Annotated in this window: 25 protein-coding genes and 1 pseudogene; 16 read left to right on the top strand and 10 right to left on the bottom strand. The window is 63.0% G+C overall.

Annotated elements, in window-relative coordinates:
• Positions 1–291: 291 nt before the first annotated feature.
• Positions 292–1,230 (bottom strand): LysR family transcriptional regulator, encoded by a 939-nt coding sequence (locus TU80_RS17240; protein WP_057004979.1) that lies wholly within the window; start codon positions 1,228–1,230, stop codon positions 292–294.
• Positions 1,231–1,388: 158 nt separating this feature from the next.
• On the opposite strand from TU80_RS17240, the gene TU80_RS17245 reads away from it, so the two are divergent.
• The 5 genes and pseudogenes from TU80_RS17245 (at position 1,389) to TU80_RS34010 (ending at position 7,204) form a co-directional block, all read left to right on the top strand.
• Positions 1,389–2,708, top strand: a complete 1,320-nt coding sequence (locus TU80_RS17245) for an MFS transporter (protein ID WP_046384359.1) — start codon at positions 1,389–1,391, stop codon at positions 2,706–2,708.
• Between the two features lie 13 nt (positions 2,709–2,721).
• Positions 2,722–3,951: a Zn-dependent hydrolase gene (locus TU80_RS17250; protein ID WP_057004980.1), complete on the top strand. Its 1,230-nt coding sequence runs from the start codon at positions 2,722–2,724 to the stop codon at positions 3,949–3,951.
• An 87-nt stretch (positions 3,952–4,038) separates the two neighbouring features.
• On the top strand, positions 4,039–5,064 hold the full coding sequence (locus TU80_RS17255; protein ID WP_057004981.1) for a histone deacetylase family protein: 1,026 nt from the start codon (positions 4,039–4,041) through the stop codon (positions 5,062–5,064).
• Positions 5,065–5,578: 514 nt separating this feature from the next.
• Positions 5,579–6,346: pseudogene (locus TU80_RS34005) on the top strand (MCP four helix bundle domain-containing protein); the annotation flags it as partial.
• A complete protein-coding gene (locus TU80_RS34010) occupies positions 6,341–7,204 on the top strand; it encodes a methyl-accepting chemotaxis protein (RefSeq protein ID WP_370737569.1) in 864 nt (287 codons plus the stop codon). The pseudogene TU80_RS34005 and the gene TU80_RS34010, both read left to right, overlap by 6 nt.
• A gap of 36 nt (positions 7,205–7,240) precedes the next feature.
• On the opposite strand, the gene TU80_RS17265 is transcribed toward TU80_RS34010, so the two are convergent.
• Positions 7,241–7,450 (bottom strand): cold-shock protein, encoded by a 210-nt coding sequence (locus TU80_RS17265; protein WP_046384355.1) that lies wholly within the window; start codon positions 7,448–7,450, stop codon positions 7,241–7,243.
• Positions 7,451–7,520: 70 nt separating this feature from the next.
• Positions 7,521–7,733, bottom strand: a complete 213-nt coding sequence (locus TU80_RS17270) for a cold-shock protein (protein WP_057004983.1) — start codon at positions 7,731–7,733, stop codon at positions 7,521–7,523.
• Between the two features lie 269 nt (positions 7,734–8,002).
• On the opposite strand from TU80_RS17270, the gene TU80_RS17275 reads away from it, so the two are divergent.
• Entirely contained in the window at positions 8,003–8,905 is a 903-nt protein-coding gene (locus tag TU80_RS17275; protein ID WP_017848714.1) for a LysR family transcriptional regulator, read from the top strand.
• Here TU80_RS17275 and TU80_RS17280 read toward each other — a convergent pair.
• Complete coding sequence (locus TU80_RS17280) at positions 8,897–9,655, bottom strand: substrate-binding domain-containing protein (protein ID WP_017848715.1); 759 nt, start codon at positions 9,653–9,655, stop codon at positions 8,897–8,899. The two genes, TU80_RS17275 and TU80_RS17280, sit on opposite strands and share 9 nt — an antisense overlap.
• Entirely contained in the window at positions 9,652–10,959 is a 1,308-nt protein-coding gene (tcuC, locus tag TU80_RS17285) for an MFS transporter (protein WP_057004984.1), read from the bottom strand. Before tcuC ends, TU80_RS17280 begins: the two co-directional genes overlap by 4 nt.
• Before the next feature lie 198 nt (positions 10,960–11,157).
• Here tcuC and TU80_RS33085 point away from each other — a divergent pair, with 198 nt between their 5' ends.
• The 7 genes from TU80_RS33085 (at position 11,158) to TU80_RS17315 (ending at position 17,676) form a co-directional block, all read left to right on the top strand.
• Positions 11,158–11,304: a hypothetical protein gene (locus TU80_RS33085; protein WP_017848717.1), complete on the top strand. Its 147-nt coding sequence runs from the start codon at positions 11,158–11,160 to the stop codon at positions 11,302–11,304.
• A 135-nt stretch (positions 11,305–11,439) separates the two neighbouring features.
• Positions 11,440–12,162 carry a GntR family transcriptional regulator gene (locus TU80_RS17290; RefSeq protein ID WP_046384352.1) on the top strand — a complete coding sequence of 241 codons (723 nt, stop codon included), beginning with the start codon at positions 11,440–11,442 and terminating at the stop codon, positions 12,160–12,162.
• On the top strand, positions 12,159–12,947 hold the full coding sequence (locus tag TU80_RS17295) for an SDR family oxidoreductase (protein WP_026140238.1): 789 nt from the start codon (positions 12,159–12,161) through the stop codon (positions 12,945–12,947). The genes TU80_RS17290 and TU80_RS17295 overlap by 4 nt, the downstream gene beginning before the upstream one ends.
• A gap of 80 nt (positions 12,948–13,027) precedes the next feature.
• Positions 13,028–13,960, top strand: coding sequence for a 3,5-dioxohexanoate:acetyl-CoA acetone transferase (gene kce, locus TU80_RS17300; protein WP_017848720.1), 933 nt, complete (start codon positions 13,028–13,030; stop codon positions 13,958–13,960).
• 65 nt (positions 13,961–14,025) lie between these two features.
• Positions 14,026–14,904 carry an SMP-30/gluconolactonase/LRE family protein gene (locus TU80_RS17305; RefSeq protein WP_046384350.1) on the top strand — a complete coding sequence of 293 codons (879 nt, stop codon included), beginning with the start codon at positions 14,026–14,028 and terminating at the stop codon, positions 14,902–14,904.
• 73 nt (positions 14,905–14,977) lie between these two features.
• Entirely contained in the window at positions 14,978–16,300 is a 1,323-nt protein-coding gene (locus TU80_RS17310) for an MFS transporter (protein ID WP_017848722.1), read from the top strand.
• A gap of 56 nt (positions 16,301–16,356) precedes the next feature.
• Positions 16,357–17,676, top strand: a complete 1,320-nt coding sequence (locus TU80_RS17315) for an MFS transporter (protein ID WP_057004985.1) — start codon at positions 16,357–16,359, stop codon at positions 17,674–17,676.
• Here TU80_RS17315 and TU80_RS17320 read toward each other — a convergent pair.
• A complete protein-coding gene (locus TU80_RS17320) occupies positions 17,654–17,833 on the bottom strand; it encodes a hypothetical protein (RefSeq protein WP_017848724.1) in 180 nt (59 codons plus the stop codon). The genes TU80_RS17315 and TU80_RS17320 overlap by 23 nt on opposite strands.
• A gap of 129 nt (positions 17,834–17,962) precedes the next feature.
• Between TU80_RS17320 and TU80_RS17325 the strand changes: the two genes are divergently transcribed.
• Together TU80_RS17325 and TU80_RS17330 are read left to right on the top strand one after the other, a co-directional pair.
• The gene (locus tag TU80_RS17325) at positions 17,963–18,886 is read left to right on the top strand and encodes a LysR substrate-binding domain-containing protein (protein ID WP_046384347.1); all 924 of its coding nucleotides are present in this window, start codon (positions 17,963–17,965) and stop codon (positions 18,884–18,886) included.
• A gap of 55 nt (positions 18,887–18,941) precedes the next feature.
• Positions 18,942–19,304, top strand: a complete 363-nt coding sequence (locus tag TU80_RS17330) for a 5-carboxymethyl-2-hydroxymuconate Delta-isomerase (protein ID WP_017848726.1) — start codon at positions 18,942–18,944, stop codon at positions 19,302–19,304.
• A 35-nt stretch (positions 19,305–19,339) separates the two neighbouring features.
• On the opposite strand, the gene TU80_RS17335 is transcribed toward TU80_RS17330, so the two are convergent.
• The 4 genes from TU80_RS17335 to TU80_RS17350 all read right to left on the bottom strand — a co-directional run bounded on the left by TU80_RS17335 (position 19,340) and on the right by TU80_RS17350 (position 24,806).
• Entirely contained in the window at positions 19,340–20,275 is a 936-nt protein-coding gene (locus tag TU80_RS17335) for a LysR family transcriptional regulator (protein WP_032804835.1), read from the bottom strand.
• A 137-nt stretch (positions 20,276–20,412) separates the two neighbouring features.
• The gene (locus TU80_RS17340; RefSeq protein WP_057004986.1) at positions 20,413–21,600 is read right to left on the bottom strand and encodes a cyanate transporter; all 1,188 of its coding nucleotides are present in this window, start codon (positions 21,598–21,600) and stop codon (positions 20,413–20,415) included.
• Between the two features lie 141 nt (positions 21,601–21,741).
• Positions 21,742–23,184, bottom strand: coding sequence for an aldehyde dehydrogenase family protein (locus tag TU80_RS17345; protein ID WP_057004987.1), 1,443 nt, complete (start codon positions 23,182–23,184; stop codon positions 21,742–21,744).
• Positions 23,181–24,806 (bottom strand): 5-guanidino-2-oxopentanoate decarboxylase, encoded by a 1,626-nt coding sequence (locus TU80_RS17350; protein WP_057004988.1) that lies wholly within the window; start codon positions 24,804–24,806, stop codon positions 23,181–23,183. Before TU80_RS17350 ends, TU80_RS17345 begins: the two co-directional genes overlap by 4 nt.
• 111 nt (positions 24,807–24,917) lie before the next feature.
• Here TU80_RS17350 and TU80_RS17355 point away from each other — a divergent pair, with 111 nt between their 5' ends.
• Entirely contained in the window at positions 24,918–25,790 is an 873-nt protein-coding gene (locus tag TU80_RS17355) for a LysR substrate-binding domain-containing protein (protein ID WP_057004989.1), read from the top strand.
• Positions 25,791–25,792: the final 2 nt, after the last annotated feature.

A 25,792-nucleotide genomic window follows, 5' to 3' on the forward strand; every position in this document is an offset into this window, starting at 1 on the left:
GGTTGTTTAAGCTTTATTAAGTATAGGAACGTATAATGTTATTTCTGTTCCCGCTGCTAGATGAGTGCATCAGAGATGTGTTCGTTGGTATTGATGAACTTTTTTAAAGTTTGGCCTGGCCGGTGTGACAGGTGTCATTAATTGGCGAAGCAAAAACAATGTTTTCAACGAGCTGAACTTTAGTTGACGAGGAAAGAGTCTACAAAGTTCGCCGAAGTCCAGGATGAACAAGCCAAGGCCCTATTGAGTTCGCCTGAGAGAACCGTCTGATAAATCGCTGAATACATTCGACTACCGCGCCAGACGAGCCAGCAGACTGTCGATAAACACTGTTTCTGCGCGACTCATCTTCTGCTCCCGATGCCACAACACATGGATATCCACATCCGCAATCCCCTCGTCCGGCGGTAATCGCCAGAGCAGTCCATTCTGCACATCCTCCGCCACCACATGAATCGGCAGGCAGCCCAGGCCAAACCCGGCGATGACCAGGCGGCGCACTTCTTCCAGGCTGGATGACGACGCCACGATCCGCCCGCTGAACCCCTGCTGATCGCGGAATATGGTCAACGGCGAGAGCATCCCGCCGATCTGGTCGCTGGTAAAACTGACGAAGTTTTCCGACTGCAAGTCCCCTTCGGCCAAGCCGCTGCGGCCGAACAGTGGGTGGTGTTTGCCGCAGAAAAAACCATAGCGCTGGTGCAGGAACAGATGTTGTTCCAGGCGCGGCTGTGGCCGGCGGTTGAGGCTCAGGCCCAGGGTGGCGGTTTTTTCCAGCAGGGCGGCGACGATGTCGGAGCTGCGCATTACCTCGACCTCCAGGTCGACCCGCGGGTGTTCGCGGTGAAAGTCGGCCAGGAACTCATCGAAGGTGTTGGAGTTGATGCGGCTGATCATCAGCAGGCGCACTTTGCCGATCACTTCATCGCCGGGTTTTTGCAGGGCGTTGCTCATCTGCGAGACCTGGCCGTACATCTCGCCGGCGATGGCGAAGATCTGTTCGCCGGCCTCGGTCAGTACGAAGCGCGGGCCACGGCGGGCGATGAGTTGGCAGTCGAGTTGTTCTTCCAGGCGTTTGAGGGCCTGGCTGATGGCCGGCTGAGTCAGGTGCAGGCGTGCGGCGGCGCGGCTGATGCTCAGTTCCTGGCCAATGACGCGGAAGGTGCGCAGCAGGTTCCAGTCCAGGCGGTCGTTGAGCAGCGGGTGAATATCGCGACGGGTTTCGGGCATGGCGCGGCTCAATAATAAGCAGTATTTATAATTGGAATAATAAATAGAAAATTGACTAATCATAGCCCCGCGACGATAAATCACCCTCAACAAGCGCCATCAGAGCGCATGCGTTCGACCTTTCTCCTGCCAAAAAAATAACCAAAGGAGCCCACCCCATGAAGCCTTCCGCTTCGCCCCAGCCTCGCCGTGCTGCGGCCGCCGCTTTCATCGGCACCATGATCGAGTGGTACGACTTTTACATCTACGCCACCGCCGCCGCGTTGGTGTTCGGTCAGCTGTTTTTCCCTTCCGAAGATAAATTGTTCAGCACCATGGCCGCGTTCGGCACCTTTGCCGTAGGCTTTTTCGCGCGGCCGTTGGGCGGCATTGTGTTCGGGCATATCGGCGATCGCATCGGCCGCAAGAAGTCGCTGGTGATCACTCTGGTCATGATGGGCGTGGTCACGGTGTGCATCGGGTTGTTGCCGAGCTACGCACAGATCGGCGTCGCGGCGCCGGTCCTGCTGGTGCTGTTGCGCATCGTGCAGGGCATCGCCGTCGGTGGCGAGTGGGGCGGGGCGGTGTTGATGGCCGGCGAGCATGCGCCAAAGGGCCGCCGCAATTTCTTTGCCTCCTTTGCTCAGTTGGGCAGCCCGGCGGGGCTGATTCTGTCGCTGCTGGCGTTCAGCGCGGTGACCCGTTTGCCCGAAGAAGACCTGCTCAGTTGGGGCTGGCGTCTGCCGTTCCTGGCCAGCGCCTTGCTGTTGATCGTTGGCCTGGCGATTCGCCTGGGGGTGAACGAGTCGCCTGAGTTCCTCGAAGACAAAGCCTTGGCCGAAAAGGCACGGGCGCTCAAGCCGGACCAGGCCCCGGTGATCGAGGTGCTGAAAACCGCCTGGCGCCCGCTGCTGCTGTGCATCGGTGCCAACACCCTGGGCATCGCCGGCGTGTATTTCACCAACACTTTTATGATTGCCTACAGCACTCAGCAACTGGGCCTACCGCGCTCGTTGATTTTGGAGTGCCTGTTCGTCGTCGCCATCATCCAGTTCTGCGTACAGCCCCTGGCGGCCTGGGTCGCGGAGAAGGTCGGCGCCACGCGTTTCCTCTGCGCGATGACGGTGCTGGCGATGGCGTCGCCTTACCCGATGTTCGTACTGGTCAGCAGCGGTGAGGCGCCGTTGATCATCCTCGGCATCGCCCTGGCGGTGGTGTGCATGGCCTCGTTTTATGCGGTGATCGCGGGCTTTGTCAGCGGCCTGTTTGAAACCCGCGTGCGCTACACCGCGATTTCCCTGGCCTATCAGGTGTGCGGTGCGCTGGCCGGTGGCCTGACGCCGTTGATCGGCACCTGGCTGGCCCACGAATACCAAGGCCAATGGTGGCCGATGGCAGTGTTTTACAGCCTGATCGCGGCGGTCTCGCTGGTGAGCGTATTGGCCTTGTCGCGCCGCCACGCCACTGCCCACCGTCTGGAAATGGCCCCTGGTGTTTAATGGAGCGGGTGCAATGTTGAAGATTAAGGGTGAGCGTTTATGGGCCAGCCTGATGGCCATGGCCGAAGTCGGCGCGACCGCGCGCGGCGGCAGTTGCCGCCTGGCGTTGAGCGCCGAAGACCACGCCGGTCGCGAGCTGTTCAGCCACTGGTGCAAGGCCGCCGGGCTGACCTTGAGCATGGACGCCATCGGCAACCTGTTCGCCCGGCGTGCCGGTACGGATAAGGACGCCGCGCCGGTGATGATCGGCAGTCACCTCGACACCCAGCCGGAAGGCGGCCGCTTCGACGGTGTCTACGGCGTGCTGGCCGGCCTGGAGGTGATGCGCAGCCTCGACGACCATGGCATCCAGACCCGCAAGCCGCTGGAAATCGCGGTATGGACGAACGAGGAGGGCGCCCGTTTCACCCCCGCCATGCTCGGCTCCGCCGTGTTCACCGGTACGTTGGCGCTGGACCAAGCCCTGGCCACCACCGATGCCGACGGCATCAGCGTGGCCGACGCCTTGCGCACGCTCGGCTGCCACGGCAAGCGTGCTCTGGGCGGGGCGGTGGATGCGTATTTCGAAGCCCATATCGAGCAAGGCCCGATCCTTGAGGACCACGCCAAGAGCATCGGCGTGGTCAGTGGTGGCCAGGCGATTCGCTGGCTCGATGTGCGGGTCGAAGGGCTGGCCGCGCATGCTGGCACCACACCGATGCCGCTGCGCAAGGACGCGCTGTATGGCGCCGCGAAAATGATCCAGGCCCTGGAATGCCTCGCCATGGATTTCGCCCCCCAGGGCCTCACCACCGTCGGCGAGTTGAGCATTGCCAAGTCTTCGCGCAACACCATTCCCGGTTTGCTGACCTTCACCGTCGACCTGCGCCATCACCGCGACGCCGACATTGAGGCGATGGAGCAGCAGGTCAGGGCGCGCTTGCAGGCCATCGCGCAGAAGCGCGGCCTGAGCGTCACCATCAGCCCTCACTGGATCAGCCCAGCGACGCCGTTCGACGCCGAATGCGTGGCCTGCGTGCAAGCGGCGGTGGACGCCTTGGGTTACAGCCAGCAGCCCATCGTCAGCGGCGCCGGCCACGATGCCATCCACCTCGCACGCTATTGCCCGACGGCGATGATCTTCATCCCCTGCGTCGGCGGCCTCAGCCACAACGAAGCCGAAGACGTACTGCCCGAGGATGTGCGCCAGGGCGCCGATGTTTTACTCAACGCCGTGTTGAAACGTGCCGGCCAAGCCAACTGACCGCCTCATTCAGGACGACTGAAGACGACCTGCCGGGCCGCAGGCAAGCCAGCGCCCACCGGCAGCGTGTTCACTCAGGAGATTCCCATGCAAACATTCTTCCACCCCGAACAACTCCTGCATCATCCGCGCAGCTACTACTCCCGTGGCCAGATGCGAACGCCGCAGGAAGTCCCCGAGCGCGCCCGCAACCTGCTGCGGGCCGCGCAAACCCTGGGGTTTGAGATTGTGTCACCCGAGGACCACGGCCTTGAGCCGCTGCTGGCGGTACACGCTGCGCCCTACCTGACCTTCCTTCAGGAGGCTTACCCGCGCTGGAAGGAAATCCCTGAAGAGTGGGGCGACGAAGTCATGTCCAACATCTTCGTGCGTGAACCCAACGCCCTGCGCGGCATCCTCGCCCAAGCCGCACGCTACCTGGCGGATGGCAGTTGCCCGGTCGGCGAACGGACCTGGCGCTCGGCCTATTGGTCGGCCCAAAGCGCCGTCGCTGCCGCCAAGGCCGTCCTCGATGGCGCGCCCGCCGCCTACGCGCTGTGTCGCCCCCCCGGTCATCACGCGCGCTTCGATGCGGCGGGCGGCTTCTGCTACATCAACAATGCCGCGGTGGCGGCGCAGGTGTTGCGCGAAGGCTTCCAGCGCGTCGCGGTGCTGGATACCGATATGCATCACGGCCAAGGCATTCAGGAGATTTTCTACGACCGCGACGACGTGCTCTACGTGTCGATCCACGGCGACCCGACCAACTTCTACCCGGCTGTCGCCGGTTTTGCCGACGAGCGCGGCAACGCGGCCGGCGAAGGTTTCAACCTCAACCTGCCGATGCCCCACGGTGCCAGCGAGGCGGTGTTCTTTGAACAGCTCGAACTGGCCCTCAAGGCGCTGAAGGACTTTTCTGCGGATGTGCTGGTGCTCTCCCTGGGCTTCGATATCTACGAACTGGACCCGCAAAGCAAAGTCGCGGTGACGCGGGACGGGTTTGCGCGCTTGGGTGAGCACATCCGCGGCCTGGGGTTGCCCTGTGTGATCGTGCAGGAGGGCGGGTATCACCTGGAGACGTTGGACAGCAATGCGCAGGCGTTCTTCAGCGGCCCGCAGGCTTGGGCGAAGTAACCGAGTATCGGTTTTGTGGAGGTGTGATATCTTTGTGCCATCATATGTCGTGACGATCACGGAGGATGGTATGAAGAAGCTGTTATTGGTCGGGGTTTTGGTGGTGTTGGCGTGTAGCCCGTTTTTTGCCGCAGCGTGTCCGAAGGGGACACATCCGGTCGGGGGCACGGGGTCGCACCACAAAGGTGGGACTTGTCAGTAGTCGATGGCTCGACAAGGCGTGTGAAGTCGCGGTTCGAGCGTCAACCCCGTGCGGGTGCGCTTGAGGGCGGTTAACCGATGCCCGCAGCGAAAAGCCTGCTGAACCGAGCGTTCTGCAGGCTTTTTCGTTTCGGATGGAGAGATCAGGTTCTTTCCCGTGTAGGGATTTTTCCGCATACGCAAATCTCCCTGTAATCCTGCATGACTGATCGCAGGCGCACGCGGGGAAATGGATGACGTCTCTAAAGTCCTGATCCTGGCGGCCGAAATGCTCTTGTATGACATCTGATCACTAATAAAAGAGCCTCGAAAAATGTCCTTACGTAGCCTGTCCATCGCCCGTCGCGCGGGCCTGGGTTTTGCCCTGATTGCTTTGCTGGTGGCTGTACTCGGTTTTTTTGCGCTCTCGAACATGGCCAGCATTCGTGAAAGTGCGGTCCAGGTCGAGCGTGGGCTGGTGCCTAAAATGCGTCTGGTCTCGGATATCCGCGAGATCATGTTGCGCATTCGGACCATCTCTTTGCGCATGGCGCTGGACCCGAACCCGGCAAGCATCCCGCAATACCGCAGCCAGATGGACACGCGCAGCCAGGACCTGAGCAAAAAGCTGGCCGACCTCGAGGCCGTGATCGACAGCCCCGAAGTGCGCGCGTTGTATGAGCAGTTCCAGGTCTCGTTGCGCCAATACCAGCAAGGGCTGACCCGCTCGTTTGCGCTGGCCGACCAGCAACAGGGGGCTGAGCTCAACAAGTTGCTGTTGGTGGATATGAAAACCGTGGTCGATGGCTCCGGTGCCCAGCTCAACGCATTGGCCGACTACTACAACGCGCAGATCAACCAACAAGGGCAGGCGGCCGAGGCGCAGTATGGCCGTTCGCGCACGATGGTCTTCGGCTTTGTGCTCCTGGCCGCCTTGAGTACCGTGGCGCTGGCCTGGCTGCTGACACGCAGCATCGTCGGCCCGCTGAGCCATGCGGTGCGGGCTGCGGAAAACGTCGCCCGTGGCGACCTGACCGAAACGGTGGCGGTGACCGGCGACGACGAAGTGACCCGCCTGCTCGTGGCGCTGCAGAGTATGCAAGCCAGCCTGCGCGGCACCTTGCAGCTGATTCGCCAGTCGGCCGGGCAGTTGGCGTCGTCGGCTACCGACCTGAACGGCATCACCGATCAAAGCAGCCGCAGCCTGCAAAAGCAGACCGCGGAAATCGAGCTGGCCGCCACTGCCGTCAATGAGATGACTTCCGCAGCTGACGAGGTGGCGCGCAACGCGGTGTCCACCTCCGAGTCCACGCGGGTGTCCAATGAAACGGCGCGCGAAGGCCAGCATCGCGTGGGCGAAACGGTCAGCGCGATTCAAGCCCTGAGCAGCAACATCGGCGAGACCTCGACCCTGGTGCAACACCTCGCCGAGCAATCGCGGGATATCGGCAAGGTACTCGACGTGATTCGCTCCATCGCCGAGCAGACCAACCTGCTGGCCCTCAATGCCGCCATCGAAGCGGCGCGGGCCGGGGAGTCCGGACGCGGTTTTGCGGTCGTGGCCGACGAAGTGCGCGCCCTGGCGCACCGCACCCAGCAATCGACCCTGGAAATCGACCAGATGGTCAGCGCCATGCGCGCGGGTTCCGACCACGCACTGACCTCGATGCAGTCGAGCACCGCACGCGCCACCGACACCCTGGCGTTGGCGGAAGGCGCCGGCGGCGCCTTGAGCCAGATCACCGATTCCATCGACCAGATTCACCAGCGCAACCTGGTCATCGCCAGCGCCGCCGAGGAGCAGGCCCAGGTCGCCAAGGAAGTCGATCGCAACATCGTCAACATTCGCGACTTGTCGGCGCAATCGTCTTCCGGCGCCGGGCAGATCAACGGCGCGAGCCGGGAACTGGCGCAACTGGCGGTCGCACTGAACGAGGCGGTGGCACGCTTTCAGCTGTAGTGAAGTGCGCCGCGAGTGGCGGCGCGCAGGATGGCGCTAATTCAGCGTCGGTTCTTCCACGATCCTGATATTGACCGCTTGCCACTCGCCCCCCGGCCCCCGTTCCAATTCGTAGGTGACGGTTTGCCCTTCGCGCAGCACCTGACCACCCTGGGCGGTGCTGCTGCGAAAGAAAACGTCCTGTGCATCGTGGGCGGCAGTTTCGCTGCTGATGAAGATTGCAGTCTGTGGAGTCTTTCTGGACATGGCCGTTCTCCATTTTCAGTGCAATACATGGCCCAGGGTGGGCGGGGTGACGCGGTGAGTCGCAGGCTTATCAGCTGATCAATTGGACTTTGTCCGCCTGCATGCCTTTTTCCCCTTTTGTCGTTTCGAAGCTGACTTTCTGTCCTTCTTTCAATGATTTGAATCCAATGCCCTCAATCGCCCTGAAGTGTACGAACAGGTCAGCCCCGCTATCCGGAGTGATGAACCCATAGCCTTTTTCATCGTTGAACCACTTCACCGTACCGTTCTGTCTGTCGCTCATTGTTCGTATCCTCTAAACCCTGATGTCCTACTGCGCACCGACGCAGTGCGACATGCTTAATAAAAGCCCCGCGCCAGCCCGTCGTCAACACTGCGCTAGACCAGCGGTACTGTCATTCCTGACAGGTTCGCAGGCCGTCGAAACGCGCCATACTGCGCAGTTTCATGCTGACAACCTGGCGTATCCGGGCGCCGGTCCTTACGCACATGGCGCCCCGTCACCTGCCATACGATAATGCCCTCCATCCCGATTCCCACTGGCTTCCTACCGTGATCATCAACTTCGACCTCAACGACCTCCAAGCCTTTCGCGCCGTAGTAGACAAGGGTAGTTTTCGCGGCGCCGCCGATGCCATCCGGATCTCGCAGCCGGCGCTCAGCCGGCGCATCGAAAAGCTCGAAACCGCCCTCGACGTGAAGCTGTTCGAGCGCACCACGCGCCGCGTCAGCCTGACCATGGTCGGGCGCGCCTTCCTGCCGCAGGTCGAGCGTATCCTCGACGACCTCGACATCGCGCTGATGGGCATCAGCAACGTCGCCTCCACGCGGATGGGCGATGTGACCATCGCGTGTGTGCCGTCCACCGCGTATTACTTCATGCCTCACGTGATCTCGGCATTCCACAAGCTCTACCCCAAGATTCGCCTGCGGGTGCTGGATGCCAGTGCCGGCGAGGTGTGCAATGCGGTGGAAAGCGGCGAGGCGGATTTCGGCGTGAGTTTCAGCGGCAGCCTGGCCGATGAGGTGGAGTTCGAGTTGCTGTTTCAGGAGCGTTATGTGCTGGCCTGCCGCCGCGATCACCCGCTGGCCGAGCGCGCCAGCGTGAGCTGGGCCGAGGCCTACGAGCATGACTACATCACGGTGGACAAAACCTCGGGCAACCGTTTTCTGCTGGACCAGGCCCTGCGCGGCGTGCGGGTGAAAAAGCCGAGTATTTGCGAGACGCACCACGTGACCACCATGATCGGCTTGGTCGAGGCGGGGCTGGGTGTGGCGATGGTGCCGTCGATTGCCATGCCGGGCACTGAACACCCGATCCTGCTGAGTGTGCCGCTGGTGGAACCGCAGGTGATGCGCAATGTGGGCTTGATCAAGCGCCGCGGGCGGACGTTGCCACCAGCGGCGCTGGAGTTGGAGCGGTTGGTGCGGGAGCTGCCGTTTCGGTCAGCGTGACACCGAGTCCAGGCCGGTGGATTGCACCACCGCTTGCGCCTCGGGCGAGGCCAGGTAGTGCAGCAGCGCCCTGGCCTGCGCCGGGTGTTCGGCGTTGACCGGAATACCCGCGGCGAAGCGCGTCACCGATTGCACGTCTTCAGGGATCTTGCCGACGTAAGTCACCCCCGGCACCGGTAACAGTTCCGCCACCTGCTGCAAGCCCACCTCGTAGTCACCCTTGGCGACCTGCTCGGCCACGGGGATGCGTTCGATCATGGTGCCCTTGGCCGGCATGCCGAGTTTCTTGAACAGTTCCTTCTCGACATACACGCCGCTGGCGCTGTCCGAATACGCCACGGACTTGGCCTTGAGCAACACCGCTTTGAGTTCGGCATCGGTGCCGATGGCCGGTTTGGCCGCGCCTGCTTTCACCACCAGGCCGATTCGCGAATCCGCCAGTTCCACGCGGGACGCTTTGTCGACCTTGCCCTGTTTGATCAGCTCATCCAGGGCGTAGCCGACCATGATCACCACATCCGCGTGTTCGCCACGGGCCAGGCGGTTGGGAATCGCTTCCGGCGCCTTGCCCATGGACGGGCCGAGGACGGTGTCGAGGGTGTCGCCGCTGCGCTGGGCGTATTGCGGGCCCAGCAGCTTGTAGGCAGCGGTGAAGCCACCGGAGGTCATCACCTTGAGTTGTTCGGCCTGGGCCGTCAGTGCCAGGGCACCGAGGGCCAGGGCCGTCAGGGTTTTCGACAGCGCTTTCATTGCGCCGCCTCTTGCATGACCTGCCCGCGGGTATTGGCACGGTGATACAGCGCGAGGGTCGAGCACAGGGCGCACAGGGCGGCGAACATCAACCAGTAGGCCGGCGAGGCTTTGTCGTCGGTGACGTGAATGAACCAGGTGGAGATCGCCGGAGTGAAACCGCCGAAGACCGCAGTCGCCAGGCTATAGGCCAGGGAGAAGCCCGCCACGCGCACTTCCACCGGCATGATTTCGGTCAGCGCCGGGATCATCGCGCCGTTGTACATGCCGTACAGGAAGGAGAACCACAGCAGGGTTTCCAGCATATGCGCAAAGCTCGCAGCGTTTACCACGTAGGACAACGCCGGATAAGCCGTGAGCACCGTCAGCGCGGTCATCGCGACCAGCACCGGTTTGCGCCCGAAGCGGTCGCTCAGGCTGCCGCCGATGGGCAGCCAGACAAAGTTCGAGATCGCCACCAACAGGGTCACCAGCAACGCATCGGACGTGGTCAGTTGCAGCACGGTCTTGCCGAAGGTCGGCGCGTACACGGTGATCAGGTAGAACGCGGTGGTGGTCATGGCCACCATCAACATGCCGCCGATGACCACGGACCAGTTTTTCGCCAGGGTCGCCAGCACTTCACGCATGCTCGGGCGATGTTTGCGGTTGGCGAACTCTTCGGTTTCCTCAAGGTTGCGCCGCAGCACAAAGATGAACGGAATGATCACGCAACCGACGGCGAACGGAATGCGCCAGCCCCAGTCGGCCACGACCGACGGTTGCATCCACACGTTCAGGCCATAGCCCAGCGCGGCGGCGACCACGATGGAGATCTGTTGGCTGCCCGACTGCCAGCTGGTGTAGAAACCTTTGCGGCCGGGGGTGGCCATTTCTGCGAGGTACACCGACACCCCGCCCAGTTCCGCACCGGCCGAGAAGCCTTGCAGCAGACGGCCGAGCAACACCAGCGCCGGAGCCCACAGGCCAATGGTGTGATAACCCGGCACCAGCACAATCAGCAGCGTACCGCTGGCCATGATCGACAGCGTCACGATCAACCCTTTGCGCCGCCCCACATCGTCGATGTAGGCACCCAGGATGACCGCACCCAACGGACGCATCAGGAAGCCCGCGCCGAACACGGCAAAGGTCATCATTAATGACGCAAACTCATTAGCGGCGGGGAAGAACGCGGCAGCGATGTAGGTGGCGTAGAAGCCGAACAGGAAGAAGTCGAACTGTTCGAGGAAGTTGCCCGAAGTAACGCGGAAAACCGCACCAATTTTCGAACGGGCAGAGTCGGGGCGGGTAGGGCTAGTCATGCTTTTGTGTCTCCAGCGTTCTTTTTAAAGTGCTTGTTTCGCTTAAGGCCAAGGATAGTGGCTGACACATTTAGAAATGATAAGTGAATATTTTTGATCTATTGATGCGTTTTGATTATCAGTGGTCGGTGCAGACCCACGGCGGCGTCCTTGTTCTATGCTTGCAGGCGTAACCAATTCTTACGGTCGGGGGTGCCTATGACTGACGAACAGAAACAGCGGGACGAACGGGAGCAGGAGCGACGCAGGCGGCAATTGGAGGAAGAAAAGCCGCAGACCTGGAAGCATCCCGACGACGGCACGGAGCTTTCGGAGCGGGATCGGGAAATTCCGCTGAAACCCTGAAGCGTGATCGGTGGGAGCGGGCATGCCCGCTCCCACATGTGCAACGGGCGTTTCTCGGGAATAGGCAAACTATTTGACATATTTGATTTGTGATCACATATTGGAGGCATAAGAACCACAACACAGGTTTGCCTCATGACAGATGGTCCGCTCCTCCTGCCCACCCTGCGCCAGGTGTCTCGCGATACCTTGCAAGACCAGGTCTACCGCCAGATCCGCGAAGCGTTGATGAGTGGCCGTTTCCAGCCTGGCCAGAAACTCACCATCCGTGGCCTGGCCGAAGCGCTCGGCTCCAGCCCGATGCCGGTGCGCGAAGCCCTGCAACGCCTCAGCGCCGAAAACGCCTTTGAAGTCACCGAAACCTCGCGTCTGCGGGTCCGCATGATGACGGTCGAGCGCCTGCGCGAAATCCGCGATGCGCGGGTTGCTCTTGAAGGCTTGCTGGCCGAGAAGGCGGTATTGCTCCTGAAAAAAACCGACCTCGACGAAATCACCGACCTGTGCCAGCAAATGCAGCACGCCGCCGACGAAGTCGATGTGTCGCGCTACCTATGGACCAACTTCGCCTTCCACCGCCGGATTTACGCAGTGGCCCAGGCCGAGCTGACCATGGCCGCCGTGGAGAATTTCTGGCTGCACATGGGGCCGTGCTTTGCCCTGGTCGCCCCCGATAAAGCTCACCTGCAACGCTCGATGGAGGCGCATACGCGCATCGTCGAAGCCCTGGCCGCCCGCGACGGCGCTGGCGCACGGGCGGCGGTGACCGATGACATCATGCAGGCCGCCGATTCCCTGGCGCGCCTGCTCGTCAAGAACGACCGTTCGCGGTCGTCTGCTTCAGGAGGTAAACGTGCATGAGTGTCCTACAGCGGCTACAGCCCTATCCTGGGTTACGTGTATTGATTTCCGGCGGGGCTGCCGGCATCGGTGAAGTGTTGGCCGCGGCGTACCTGGAGGCCGGTGCCCAGGTGCATGTGTGTGATGTCAGCGAACCGGCCCTGGCGGCGTTTCGCGACAAATACCCAGGCAGCGTCGCCACCCGCGCCGATGTCAGTGATGCCGCGCAGATCGCGGCGGTGTTCGAGGTGCAGCGCGAGCATTTCGGCGGCCTCGACGTGTTGGTCAACAATGCCGGCATCGCCGGCCCCACTGGCGGTATCGACGCGATCAGCGACGCCGAATGGCAAGCCACCATCAACATCAACCTGACCGCGCAATACCGTTTTGCCCACCATGCGGTGCCGATGCTCAAGCAATCGTCCCACGGCCATCTGTTGCATATCGCCTCGGTGGCCGGGCGTCTGGGCTACGCGTGGCGCACGCCGTATGCGGCGACGAAGTGGGCGATTGTCGGCCTGATGAAATCCCTGGCCTCGGAGTTGGGCGAGAGTGACATCCGCGTCAATGCCTTGCTGCCCGGCATCGTCGAAGGCCCGCGCATGGACGCGGTGATTCGCGCCCGTGCCGAGCAGGTCGGCGTACCCGAACCCGAGATGCGCCAGGAATACCTCAACAAAATCTCCCTCAAGCGCATGGTCACCGCCGAAGACGTCGCGGCCATGGCGCTGTTCCTCTGTTCGCCCGCCGCCCGCAACGTGACCGGCCAGGCGATCAGTGTCGACGGTAACGTCGAGTACCTGTAGGACGCGGAGCCAGTCGCCAAGGAAGAACCCAGAGCTGTACCCAGGATTTTTTTCATAAGAATAAAAGTCGGAGAATCGTCATGTCCAAAAAACGTCCTGTGATCATTACCTGTGCCGTGACCGGTGCCATCCATACGCCGTCGATGTCGCCGCATTTGCCCATCACTGCCGAGGAAATTGCCGCCGCCGCCATCGGCGCCGCCGAAGCCGGCGCGGCGATTGTTCACTTGCATGCCCGTGACCCCAACGACGGCCGCCCCAGCCAGGACCCGGCGTTGTTTGCTGAATTCCTGCCGCAGATCAAGGCCGCCAGCGACGTGGTGATCAACATCACCACCGGCGGCGCGCCGACCATGGGCGTGGAAGAACGCCTACAGCCGGTGATGCAGTTCAAGCCGGAATTGGCCTCGCTGAACATGGGCTCGATGAACTTCGGCCTGTACGAAATGCTCAACCGCTTTACCGAGTTCAAGCACGACTGGGAGCGTCCATACCTGGAAGAGAGTGACGACCGGATCTTTCGCAACACCTTCCGCGACATTGCCCACATCCTCAATTCCTGCGCCGAGAACCGCACCCGTTTTGAGATCGAGTGCTACGACATCGGCCACCTCTACACCGCCGCGCACTTCCTGGAACGTGGCCTGCTCAAGCCGCCGCTGTTCATCCAATCGGTGTTCGGCCTGCGCGGTGGCATCGGCGGGCACCCGGAAGACCTGGCGCACATGCGTCGTACCGCCGATCGCCTGTTTGGCGACGATTATGTGTGGTCGATCCTCGGTGCCGGGCGTGGGCAAATTCCGCTGGCGACCATGGGCCTGTCTATGGGCAGCCATGCCCGGGTCGGCCTGGAAGATTCGTTGTGGGACGGGCCGGGCAAATTGGCCGCTTCGAACGCCGATCAGGTACGGCGCATTCGCAGCGTGATCGAAGCCCTCGGCCATCGCGTCGCCACGCCGGATGAAGCGCGGGACATCCTCGGGCTCAAGGGGCGCGACCAGGTCAATTTCTAACCGACGACACGGCCGCGTGCTGGCGCGGCCCGAATCCCGCACAACAACAATAAGGGGATCACACCATGCGTATCGAAGTGCTTGTGGACGTCAAGACCACCCTGGGCGAAGGCCCGGTGTGGGACGTCGAACAACAGCGGCTGTATTGGATCGACAGCGCCGACGGCCGCATCCTGCGTTGCACCGACGACGGCCGCGAACTGCGTGCCTGGGACGTGGGCCAGAAAATCGGCTCCATGGCCCTGCGCCACAACGGCGCGGCGGCCATCGTCGCCTTGCAGAATGGCGTACACACTCTGGACCTGGCCAGTGGCGAACTGGCGCTGATCGAAGACCCTGAACCGCACCTGCCGAACAACCGTCTCAACGACGGCAAGGTCGACCGCCAGGGCCGCTTTGTCTTCGGTTCCATGGACACCCAGGAAGACCGCGCCAGCGCCAGACTCTACCGCCTGGACCCGGACCTGCGCCTGCACACCCTGGACGAAGGCATCATCGTCTCCAATGGCCCGTGCTGGAGCCCGTCCGGGGACACCTTGTACTTTTGCGACACCTGGTCGGGCGAGATCTGGGCCTATGACTACGACCTCGCCAGCGGCAATGTCAGCAACCGGCGCACCTTCGCCAAGGTCGACACCTCGGGTGGCGGCGCCGCGGACGGTTGCACCGTGGACGCCGAAGGTTGCCTGTGGCAGGCCCTGGTCTATGCCGGGAAGCTGGTGCGTTACACCCCCGATGGCCACGTCGACCGGGTCATCCAAATGCCGGTGAAGAAGGTCACCAGCCTGACCTTCGGCGGGCCGAACCTCGACACCCTGTTTGTGACCTCCATGGCCAAGCCGCCGCTGCCGCGTTTTCCGCACGACGGCCAGCAGCGCGGCGCGCTGTTCGCCATTACCGGGTTGGGCGTGCAAGGAATAGCCGAGCGACGGTTCGCCAGCTAGCGCGTGTGTTCGATCAGCAACATTCCTTCGCAACCTTGTGTCAGTGCGCGCCTTCGCGCGCCTGGAGAGGCCCATGGCTACTTTAAAAAAAGCGTCGCTGCGCAGCATTCACCGGCATTCCTGGGTGTCGCTGCTGGTTTGCTGGATGATCTGGATTCTCAACGCCTACGACCGTGAGATCGTGTTGCGCCTGGGGCCGACCATCTCCAAGCATTTCGATTTGTCCGCCGATCAGTGGGGCACCGTGGCCACGGTGATCATGCTCGCCCTGGCCCTGCTGGATATCCCGGGTTCGATGTGGAGCGACCGCTACGGCGGCGGCTGGAAGCGCGCGCGGTTCCAGGTGCCGTTGGTGCTGGGCTACACGGCGATCTCGTTTCTGTCCGGGTTCAAGGCGTTGAGCGGCAACCTCGCGACGTTTATCGCCCTGCGTGTCGGGGTCAACCTCGGCGCGGGCTGGGGCGAACCGGTGGGCGTGAGCAACACCGCCGAATGGTGGCCGGTGGAACGCCGCGGTTTTGCCCTCGGCGCGCACCACACCGGTTACCCGATCGGCGCGATGCTCAGCGGCATCGTCGCCAGCTTTGTGATCAGCACCTTCGGCGAGGACAACTGGCGCTACGTGTTCTTCTTCGCCTTCGTGGTGGCCTTGCCGCTGATGATCTTCTGGGCGCGGTATTCCACGGCCGAACGCATCACCGCGCTGTACGTCGACATCGCCGCCAAAGGCATGACGCCACCGGACAATGCCCCGGCCAGCCAGATCAAGGGCGACGCCTGGCGCACCTTTGTCGCCACCCTGCGCAACCGCAATATCGCGCTGACGGCGGGGAACACCCTGCTCACGCAGGTGGTGTACATGGGCGTGAATATCGTGTTGCCGGCCTACCTCTACAACATCGTCGGGCTGTCGCTGGCGCAGTCGGCGGGGATGAGCGTGGTGTTCACCCTGACCGGGATTCTCGGGCAACTGGTGTGGCCGTCGTTGTCGGACATCATCGGCCGCCGTACCACCCTGATCATCTGCGGGCTGTGGATGGCCGCCAGTGTCGGCGCGTTCTACTTCGCCAGCACCCTGACCCTGATCATCGTCGTGCAGTTGCTGTTCGGCCTGGTCGCCAATGCGGTCTGGCCGATCTACTACGCGGTGGCCTGCGACTCGGCCGAGCCGTCGGCCACCTCCACGGCCAACGGCATCATCACCACCGCGATGTTCATCGGCGGCGGCCTGGCGCCGGTGTTGATGGGCAGCCTGATCGCGATGGGCGGCGGCTGGACCACGCTGCATGGCTACACCGTGTGCTTTTTCGTGATGGCCGGCTGCGCCCTGGGCGGCGCGCTGCTGCAACTGTTTTCCCATCGCCCGCAGGCGTTGGTTGTGCAACTCGAACCCTAGAACAACATTGATGCGCCCCCCAGCCGCGCTGGCGGGGCGCCAAGAGGAACTGCCCGATGACTACCGCCACCCAGGCCCGCGAACCGCAGGTGCTGAACAAATTGATGTTCGCCAAGTTGATGCCCTTGTTGATCATCGCCTACATCCTGAGCTTTCTGGACCGCACCAACATCGCCCTGGCCAAGCACCACCTGGACGTCGACCTGGGCATCTCCGCCGCGGCCTACGGGCTGGGCGCGGGCTTGTTCTTCCTCACGTATGCACTGTCGGAAATCCCCAGCAACCTGATCATGCACAAAGTCGGCGCGCGCTTCTGGATCGCGCGGATCATGGTGACTTGGGGCCTGATCTCGGCGGCCATGGCGTTTGTGCAGGGCGAGACCTCGTTTTACGTATTGCGCTTGCTGCTGGGCATCGCTGAAGCGGGCCTGTTTCCCGGGGTCATGCTCTATCTGACCTACTGGTTCAACCGCGAACAACGCGCACGGGCTACCGGCTATTTCCTGCTCGGTGTGTGCTTTGCCAACATCATCGGTGGCCCGGTGGGCGCGGCGTTGATGCGCCTGGACGGGCTGCTTGGCTGGCATGGCTGGCAGTGGATGTTCCTGCTCGAAGGCTTGCCGGCGGTGGCGTTCGCCTGGGTGGTGTGGCGCAAGTTGCCGGACCGCCCGAGCCAGGCGCCGTGGCTGACGGCGGCGGAAGCGCAGGGTATCGAACAGCGCATTGCCCAGGAAACCGAGGAAGGCGCCGGGGAGGGCGGCCACGCGTTGAAAAACTGGCTGACCCCGCAGATCCTGCTGGCGATCTTTGTGTATTTTTGCCATCAGATCACGGTCTACACGGTGATCTTTTTCCTGCCGAGCATCATCAGCAAATACGGTGAATTGAGCACCATGAGCGTGGGGTTGCTGACCTCGCTGCCCTGGATCGCCGCCGCCTTGGGCGCAGTGTGGCTGCCGCGTTTTGCGACCACACCCACCCGCGCGCGGCGCCTGTTGATCACCGGGTTGCTGACCATGGCGCTGGGGTTGGGCATCGCGTCGGTGTCGGGGCCGGTGTTCAGCCTGCTGGGCTTTTGTCTGTCGGCAGTGATGTTTTTTGTGGTGCAGTCGATTGTGTTCCTCTACCCGGCCTCGCGTCTCAAGGGCGTCGCCTTGGCGGGCGGGCTGGGTTTCGTCAATGCCTGCGGGCTGTTGGGCGGGTTTGTCGGGCCGTCGGTGATGGGCATGATTGAGATGAGTACCGGCAACGCGATGAATGGCCTGAAGGTGATTGCCGTGGTGCTGGTGGTCGCGGCGTTGGCCGCGCTGCGTTTGCGCCAGGGCCAGGAACAGGCGCCGGCCCCTCGGGTCGTTATGAGACCAGCAACGAAATAGGATAACCCGACGCCAAGACCAGGTACGCCACCACCGCCGCCAGGCACAGGCCGACGAATACCCGCAGCAACGTGCGGGCGGTGGGGTGCGCGATAAACTGGATGACCCAGATGCAGAACCCGGCCAGGAGGAAGGCCGCGGCGAGAATAACCAGCACGATAGTGTTCCTGCGACCGTGAAGAGCTGAATATATAGTCGTAAAGCCGCCCAATGAACAGTGCGCGCATAGACGCAGCCCCTCGGGCTTTCTAAACTGCGGCTTGTCGTGGGGAAAGGGCAGGTGCCGATGAATCGCAATGAATTACGCAAGGCCGACATCAACCTGATGGTGGTCTTCGAGGCACTGATGCTCGAGCGCAATGTGACGCGGGTGGCGGAGAAGTTGTTTCTCGGCCAGCCGACCATCAGTTCGGCGCTCAACCGGTTACGCACCTTGTTCAACGATCCGCTGTTCATTCGCGTCGGCCACCGCATGGAACCTACCGCGCGGGCCGAGGAAATCATCCGGCACCTGTCGCCGGCCCTGGACTCTCTTTCATCGGCCCTGAGCCTGACCCACGATTTCGACCCGTCCGTCAGCACCATGACCTTCCGGATCGGCCTGTCCGATGACGTCGAGTTCGGCCTGTTGCCGCCGTTGTTGCGCGCCTTGCGCCAGGAAGCGCCGATGGTGGTGTTCGTGGTGCAGCATGTGGATTACTGGCGGATTCCCGATCTGCTGGCATCCGGTGATATCACCGTCGGCATCACCCAGACCCGTGGCCTGCCGGCGAATGCCAAGCGCAAGTTGCTGCGCCATATCCACCCGCGCTTGCTGCGCGCCGACGCGTCCGACCGGCCGCTGACCCTCGATGAATATTGTGCGCGGCCCCATGTGCTGGTGTCCCACACCGCCAACGTATCCGGGTTTGCCGATGAGTGGCTGGCGGAAATCGGGCGCAAGCGCCATGTGGTGCTGTCGGTGCCGCAATACAGCGCGCTGCCGGCGCTGCTGGCCGGCACCGACCTGATCGCCAGCCTGCCGGACTACACCGCCGAAGCCATGACGCTGTCGGGCAATCTGTTTTGTGAGCCCTACCCATTCGAGACGCCGACCCTGGATCTGTCCATGGTCTGGCTCAGCCATGTGGACACTGATCCGGCCGAGCGCTGGGTGCGTTCGCGGCTGGAGGCGTTCATGAGCGACCGCGGGCTGGCGAAAAAGGTCTGATGCTTTTATCCGTGGTATATCTAGGAATCTTCCTATCGATACTTCGGAGACTCCCATGCCACACCTGCACCTGGAATACACCGCCAACCTGACGCAACTGGACACCGACAAGGCCCTGTTGCGTCTGAACCATGCATTGGTGGCCTCCGGTCAGTTTGGCGCCGAGCTGGATATCAAGAGCCGTTCACTCAAGGTCGAGAGTTTTCGCGTGGGCACTGGCATGAACCCGCGGGGTTTTGTCGCCGTGCGCCTGGCGTTGCTCAGTGGACGCTCGGCGCAGGTCAAGAAGCAGCTGTCAGAAAGCCTGCTGGCCGTGGTGCAGGAACTTGGGCCATGGCCGGAAGGTGTGCAGGTGCAACTGAGTGTCGAATTGCTGGATATCGATCGCGATTCCTACAGTAAGGTCGCGATCGGCTAAGCGCTTCCATCCACCACAACCGTCGATGCGTAAGGTCAGAGTAATCCCTGTTCAGCGCAGACTTTGACCACCTGCTCCCTGAACCAGGTGTTGGCGCTGTCCTGTTCACTGGTTTCGTTCCACTGCATATCCAGGGTGAACCCCGGCAACCCGTGGGGCGCCTCGCAGTGGCCGAACACCGACGCCGGGGCCAGCAGTTTGTGGACGCGGCGGGGCAGGGTCACGATGAAGTCGGTGCCGGTGATCATCTTCAACGCCGCGCCATAGCTGTTGGCCCGTGCGACCACCTGGCGCTTGTGGGCCTGACGCGCCAGCCAGCCGTCGACCATGTTGGTGTCGGAGGTCCACGGCGTGGGAAACACGTGGCGCCGCTCGACGAACGACTGCAGGCTGAACGCCGCCTCGCGGGGCGCCGCACGCTTGTCGAAGACACACACCAGATCATCTTCCAGCAACATCTGGGTCTTGAAGTCTTTATGCGCGCGGTGAAAGTGCGGGCCAAAGCAAATCACCAGGTCGAGGCGGCCTTCGCGCAGGTCGTCGGCAGGGATCTCGGTTTCCAGCTTGCGCACATTGACGATCACCGGCAGGTTCGCGCGGTCGAAGTGTTTCAACAGGCGCGGCAGGATCAGTTGCTCGAAATACTCCGGGGCGCACACGTTGAAGGTCACGGCTTTCTGGGTGGGGTCAAAAGCTTGGCCACCGGCGTGGCACAGGTTGATGCTTTCGAGGATTTTCTGCACATGGCCGTACATGGTGCTGGCCTTGTACGTCGGACGCATACCCGCCCGCGTGTTGATGAACAGCTCATCCTCGAAGCTGGTGCGCAGCTTCTTCAAGCTGTAGCTCACGGTCGACTGGCTGACGAACAGCGTTTCTGACACCTCGGTAACGCTGCTCTGGTCGTAGACGGCGATAAACACCATCAAATCCTGCATATCGAGCTTTCTGAGCAAGTTACTGTTTAGCATCCATTCCATCCGGTAAGCCTTGGCACTGTGGCAGCGCGCGACAAGGGCAAAAGCTTAACGGAACGGGAGTGCCAATAGAAAGCTCTGTAGGGTATTTCAGTGTTGTGCGTGGGACAAAAAGTGTTTGCAACACGACGTCAGCGGATGTGGTCTGCGTAATGCTTCGGATTGAAGCGCGTGACGATCAGCAGCATCACCCCGATCACCGTCGCCAGCGACCACCATGCCCATTCGAAACTGCCCAATTGATCGCGGATCATCCCGGCGATCAGCGGCGACAGGCCGGCAATCAGGTAACCGATGCCTTGCACGAACGCCGTCAGGCTACCGGCGCGGCGCGGGTGGTCGAGGTGGTCGAGGGACAGGATCAAACTCATCGGGAACAGGCCGCCGATGCCCAGGCCGAGCAGGCAGGGCCACAGCAGGCTCAGGTGTTGGGGCGCGAGGATCAGGCCGCAGAACCCGAGGATGATCAGCACCAACAACACGGCCAACGCTCCGCGTTTATCCCGGCGGCGGTTGGCGAGGGCGGGGGTGACCAGGCCCGAGATGACTTCCATCGCGGTGAGGAAACCCAGGAGCAAACCGGCATGCTGTTCGCTCCAGCCTTGTTCTACGTAGTACGGCGCCAGCCACGCCAGTACGCAGGTGTAGGAGGCTGTACCGAGGCCAAAAAAGATCGCCAGCAACCAGGCGCGGCCGTTGCCGAAAAATCCTTCCTGCTTGTCAGAACCTGCCTGGGGCAGAACCGGCAGCGCCGCACGCTGGGCGGACCAGCACACCAGGGCGAGCACGGCCAGCCCCGCCCAGATCGCCAGGCCGATGCGCCAGCTACCGGTCTGCACCAGTACGAACGGGGAGAACGACGCCGCCAGCGCCGCGCCGCCCATGATCGCCGTGACGTACAAGCCCATGAACAATGAAACGTCAGCGCTGAAGCGCGACTTGATCAGCGCCGGCATCACCGCCTGGATCATCGCGATGCCGACCCCCGCAGCGATGGCGCTGACGATCAACTCCAGCGCCGAATCGAGGAACAACCGCGACAGCGTCGCCACGCCGATCACCAGCAGCGACACCGCAATGCTGCGATGTTCGCCGAAGCGCTTGGCCAGGCCCATGCCGAAAAACATCGCCAGGCCCATGGCCATGACCGGCAACATGGTCAGCAGCGCCGCGCTGCTGAAACTCAACGGCACCTCGCCGCGAATCGACGCTAACAACGGCCCTACGGCCGCCATCGACGGGCGCAGGTTAAGCGCGACCAGCACGACGCTGATCATCAGCCATACGGCGGTGGTGGGTTTTGCGTGAACGTTTTCCATGGGCCTGCCTTGAGTGAACAAGGGCGAATCAGGCCACGGGCGGGGTAGTGGGGCAAATGAGAAAGTCGCAGGGGCTATCTAAAAAATGCAGTTAACTGAAATACCGCACATTGGTCCACATTCCATCGGGAGGCTGCGTCGTCAGTTAGACCGGATTACATGCTTGATCTCCTGAAACGTCGCCAGCCCCCAAGGGCCCAGTTCGCGGCCGATGCTGCTCTGCTTGTAACCGCCCCACGCCGTTTGCGGGAAGATCACCTGCGGCGCGTTGATCCACACCATGCCGGCCTGCAAGGCATTGGCCACGCGTTCGGCGGTTTCGTCGTTGCGGCTGACCACGCTGGCCACCAGGCCGAAATCGCTGTCGTTGGCCAGGGCGATGGCCTCGGCCTCCGTGGTAAAGCGTCGTACACACAGCACCGGGCCGAAGATTTCTTGCCGCCACAACGTGCTGTCCAGCGGCACGTCGGTGAACAGCGTGGGGCGAATGAAATAACCCTTCGCCAAGTGCGCCGGGCGCTCACCGCCGCACAGCAAGCGGGCACCGTCCTGCACGCCGCGCTGGATATGCGCCAACACCCGTTGGTACTGGGCGCGGTTGATCAACGCGCCCATTTCCACGTCGTCGGCAAATGGGTCGGCGACGCGAATCCCTTCAGCCCGCGCAGTTAAACGCTGTAGGAATTCATCCGCGAGACTGTCAGCCACCAGCACACGACTGGTCGCTGAACACATCTGCCCGGCGTTGAAAAAGCCACCTCCACAGGCCAGCTCAAGCGCCAGGTCGAGGTCGGCATCTTCCAGCACCAGCAGCGAGGATTTGCCCCCCAGTTCCAGGCTCACGCCCTTGACGGTTTCGGCGGCGCGTTGCATTACCTGCACGCCCACCGCATTGCTGCCGGTGAAGGAAATCTTCGCCACGCGAGGGTCCGCCGCCAGCGGGGCGCCCACGGCCAAGCCGGTGCCGCAGACCAGGTTGAACACCCCCGCCGGGAAGCCGGCCGCGGCGATGATCTGCGCCAGTTGCAACTCCGCCAGCGGCGTCACTTCCGACGGTTTGAGCACCACGCAACAGCCGGCGGCCAGCGCCGGGGCGAGTTTCCAGGCGGTGGTGACCATGGGGAAATTCCACGGCACGATCAGCCCCACCACGCCGCTGGGCTCGCGGCGCAGGCGGGCGCTGAAGGCATCAGTGGGCAGCGCCACCGCGCGGTCTTGCTCTGCGTCCAGCGCCTCGGCGAGACCGGCGTAGTACTCGAAGGTGGCGATGACGTCGTCCACATCGATTCCCGCTTCGAACAACGGTTTGCCGCTGTTGCGCGACTGTATGTGCATCAACGGTTCGCGCTGCTCGCTCACGCCTTGAGCCACTTTGCGCAGCAGGGCGCCGCGCTCGCGGCCGGTGCTCTGCGACCAGCCGACACACGCCGCGCTGGCGGCGTCGACCGCCTGGGTCACGGCGCGGGCATCGCCGACGCTGACCTGGGCGAGTATTTCCTCGGTGGCCGGGTTGATCACGTCCAACACGTCATGGCCCGCACGCCACGCACCATTGATATACACACCGTTTACGACCGCACTCATACCGCTACCTCCTGCATCCAACGTTCTTGGTCGATTTCAATCAGCGTCGGCCCCTGGCGATCCGCGGCGGCACGCAAGGCCACGCGCAGTGCGTCCAGGCCCTGGATGCGTTCGGCGGCGCAACCGAGGGCCGTGGCCACGCCGATGAAGTCCGGCGTGTAAATGTCGACGCCGACCGGTTCGATGGCCCGGTTGACCATGTACTTCTTGATCTCCTCGTAGCCCTGGTTATTCCACAGCAGCACGATGATCGGCGTGCGCGCCTCCACGGCGCTGGCCAGTTCCGGCAGGGTGAATTGCAGCCCGCCGTCGCCGATCAGGCACACCACCGGCTGGCCATCGCCACGCCCCAACCAGGCACCGATGGCCGCGGGCAGGGCATAACCCAGGGTGCCGTAGCCGGTGGACGCGTTGAACCAGCGGCGCGGGTGGTCAAGGTTCAGGGTCAGGTTGCCGCTGTACACCGGCTGTGTGGAGTCGCCCACCAGCACCGCGCCGGGCAGTTCCTCCAGCACGGTGTGGAGCATGCGGGTTTGCGCGCGGGTGGCGGCGTCCCAGGTCGGCGTCAATTCGGCCCACAGGCGGGCGACGCGCTGGGCGCCCCAGGCACTGTGGCGAGGTGCCAGCGGTTGGCGCTGGAGTTCGGCGAGCAAGGCGTCGGCGGCGATCTGCGCGTCGGCCACCAAGGCCAGCTCGGGCGGGTAATTGCGCACGGTCTGGTCGGGGTCGATATCGATGCGCAGCAGTGCGCCGGGAATCTCGAAACCGCCGGCGAAGGTCACGTCGTAGTCGGTCTCCGCCAGCTCTGTGCCGATCGCCAGCACCACATCGGCTTCGGCGACCAGGGCGCGGGTGGCGAGCAGGGACTGGGTCGAGCCGATCAGCAGCGGGTGGGCCGCGGGCAGCAGGCCTTTGGCGTTGATGGTCAGCGCCACGGGGGCGCCGAGGGTTTCGGCCAGGCGGGTCAACGCCGCGGCGGCCTCGATGGCGCCGCCGCCGGCCAGGATCAGCGGGCGTTGGGCGGCGGCGAGCCGTTGGCTCATCTGTGCGACCGCCACTGGCGCCGCACCGGCACGCGCCACGCTGATGGGGGAGGTGCCGAGCAACGCATCGGCGTTTTCCACCAGCACATCCAGCGGGATTTCGATGTGTACCGGGCGCGGGCGCCCTGCCTGGAACAGTGCAAACGCCCGCGCCAGCACGCCGGGCAATTCTGCTGCCGACATCACAGTGTGGGAGAACGCCGCCACGCCGGCGACCAGCGCGCTTTGGTTCGGCAGTTCATGCAACTTGCCGCGCCCGCCGCCCAGCTGGCTGCGCGCCTGCACGCTGGAGATCACCAGCATCGGGATCGAGTCGGCATAGGCCTGGCCCATGGCCGTGGTGATGTTGGTCATGCCGGGGCCGGTGATGATCAAACACACGCCGGGCTTGCCGCTGGTGCGCGCATAGCCATCGGCCATAAAACCCGCGCCCTGTTCGTGGCGCGGGGTGACGTGGAGGATGTTCGAGCGCGCCAGGCCGCGATACAACTCCACGGTGTGGACGCCAGGAATACCAAACACCTGGTCCACGCCGTAGCTTTCCAGGAGCTTGACCAATACTTCGCCGCAGGTCGCCATACATGTCGCTCTCAGGTTGAGGTGAGGCGGTATTGGACCGGCTGGCCCGTAGCGGCAACAATCGATAAAAAGTCATACTAGCCATGTCCTCACGTCATGGCTGCTTGCCCTATGAAACGCCTCCCGCCGCTGCCCGCGCTGCACACCTTTTGGGTCACCGCCCAGTGCTGCAACTTCACCCACGCTGCCGCGCAGTTGCACATCACCCAAGGCGCGGTGAGCCGGCAGATCGCCGGGCTGGAAAGCCATTTGGGCTATGCCTTGTTCCAGCGCCAGGCACGGGGCCTGAGCCTGACCGAAGAAGGCCGCGAGTGGTCGCTGCGGGTGCAGCAGGTCTTCGGCCTGATCGGTGACGCGCTGGAGCAGATCGGCCGCCGCCGCGACACCTTGCAGCTCAAGGCCTCCACCTGCGTGATGCGCTGGCTGCTGCCGCGCTTGATGCAATGGCAGCGGGAGCGCCCGGATGTGCCGGTGGAGCTGACCACGACCGTGGCCTACACCGTGGACTTTCGTCGCGAGCAATTCGATGCCGCGGTGATCTATGCGCCCAGCGCCGAACAGTCGGCCGAGGCTCGGCATCTGTTCGACGAACACCTCACCCCGGTGTGCGCGCCGGCCTTGCTGGGCGCGTTGAATACGCCAGCGGACCTGCAGCAACAGGTGCTGCTGCACCCCACGCGGGACGAGCGGGACTGGGCGTTATGGCTGAACGCGGCGAAGACGCGCTTGAGCAATGTGAGCCAGGGCCATCATTTCGAGACGCTGGATCTGGCCATGACAGTGGCGTCCCAGGGTTCAGGCGTGGCGATTGGCGACAGCGCGTTGATTGGCGAGGATGTGAGCGCGGGGCGCTTGGTGACGCCGTTTGAATTGCGGGTGCCGACGGGGATGGGCTATTACCTGGTGTATCCGCCGGGGACAAAGCCGTCCGCCGGGCTTGACGCGTTGATGGAGTGGTTGGTTAACCAGGCGCAACAGGCGTAACG

Source organism: Pseudomonas veronii (genome assembly GCF_001439695.1).
Lineage (GTDB): Bacteria > Pseudomonadota > Gammaproteobacteria > Pseudomonadales > Pseudomonadaceae > Aquipseudomonas > Aquipseudomonas veronii.

Excerpts from the sequence above, each read along its gene's own strand:
- TU80_RS17240 (WP_057004979.1), bottom strand. The coding sequence starts at position 1,230 with ATGCCCGAAACCCGTCGCGATATTCACCCGCTGCTCAACGACCGCCTG.
- TU80_RS17245 (WP_046384359.1), top strand. The coding sequence starts at position 1,389 with ATGAAGCCTTCCGCTTCGCCCCAGCCTCGCCGTGCTGCGGCCGCCGCT.
- TU80_RS17250 (WP_057004980.1), top strand. The coding sequence starts at position 2,722 with ATGTTGAAGATTAAGGGTGAGCGTTTATGGGCCAGCCTGATGGCCATG.
- TU80_RS17255 (WP_057004981.1), top strand. The coding sequence starts at position 4,039 with ATGCAAACATTCTTCCACCCCGAACAACTCCTGCATCATCCGCGCAGC.
- TU80_RS34010 (WP_370737569.1), top strand. The coding sequence starts at position 6,341 with ATGCAAGCCAGCCTGCGCGGCACCTTGCAGCTGATTCGCCAGTCGGCC.
- TU80_RS17265 (WP_046384355.1), bottom strand. The coding sequence starts at position 7,450 with ATGTCCAGAAAGACTCCACAGACTGCAATCTTCATCAGCAGCGAAACT.
- TU80_RS17270 (WP_057004983.1), bottom strand. The coding sequence starts at position 7,733 with ATGAGCGACAGACAGAACGGTACGGTGAAGTGGTTCAACGATGAAAAA.
- TU80_RS17280 (WP_017848715.1), bottom strand. The coding sequence starts at position 9,655 with ATGAAAGCGCTGTCGAAAACCCTGACGGCCCTGGCCCTCGGTGCCCTG.
- tcuC (WP_057004984.1), bottom strand. The coding sequence starts at position 10,959 with ATGACTAGCCCTACCCGCCCCGACTCTGCCCGTTCGAAAATTGGTGCG.
- TU80_RS33085 (WP_017848717.1), top strand. The coding sequence starts at position 11,158 with ATGACTGACGAACAGAAACAGCGGGACGAACGGGAGCAGGAGCGACGC.
- TU80_RS17290 (WP_046384352.1), top strand. The coding sequence starts at position 11,440 with ATGACAGATGGTCCGCTCCTCCTGCCCACCCTGCGCCAGGTGTCTCGC.
- TU80_RS17295 (WP_026140238.1), top strand. The coding sequence starts at position 12,159 with ATGAGTGTCCTACAGCGGCTACAGCCCTATCCTGGGTTACGTGTATTG.
- kce (WP_017848720.1), top strand. The coding sequence starts at position 13,028 with ATGTCCAAAAAACGTCCTGTGATCATTACCTGTGCCGTGACCGGTGCC.
- TU80_RS17305 (WP_046384350.1), top strand. The coding sequence starts at position 14,026 with ATGCGTATCGAAGTGCTTGTGGACGTCAAGACCACCCTGGGCGAAGGC.
- TU80_RS17310 (WP_017848722.1), top strand. The coding sequence starts at position 14,978 with ATGGCTACTTTAAAAAAAGCGTCGCTGCGCAGCATTCACCGGCATTCC.
- TU80_RS17315 (WP_057004985.1), top strand. The coding sequence starts at position 16,357 with ATGACTACCGCCACCCAGGCCCGCGAACCGCAGGTGCTGAACAAATTG.
- TU80_RS17325 (WP_046384347.1), top strand. The coding sequence starts at position 17,963 with ATGAATCGCAATGAATTACGCAAGGCCGACATCAACCTGATGGTGGTC.
- TU80_RS17330 (WP_017848726.1), top strand. The coding sequence starts at position 18,942 with ATGCCACACCTGCACCTGGAATACACCGCCAACCTGACGCAACTGGAC.
- TU80_RS17335 (WP_032804835.1), bottom strand. The coding sequence starts at position 20,275 with ATGCTAAACAGTAACTTGCTCAGAAAGCTCGATATGCAGGATTTGATG.
- TU80_RS17340 (WP_057004986.1), bottom strand. The coding sequence starts at position 21,600 with ATGGAAAACGTTCACGCAAAACCCACCACCGCCGTATGGCTGATGATC.
- TU80_RS17345 (WP_057004987.1), bottom strand. The coding sequence starts at position 23,184 with ATGAGTGCGGTCGTAAACGGTGTGTATATCAATGGTGCGTGGCGTGCG.
- TU80_RS17350 (WP_057004988.1), bottom strand. The coding sequence starts at position 24,806 with ATGGCGACCTGCGGCGAAGTATTGGTCAAGCTCCTGGAAAGCTACGGC.
- TU80_RS17355 (WP_057004989.1), top strand. The coding sequence starts at position 24,918 with ATGAAACGCCTCCCGCCGCTGCCCGCGCTGCACACCTTTTGGGTCACC.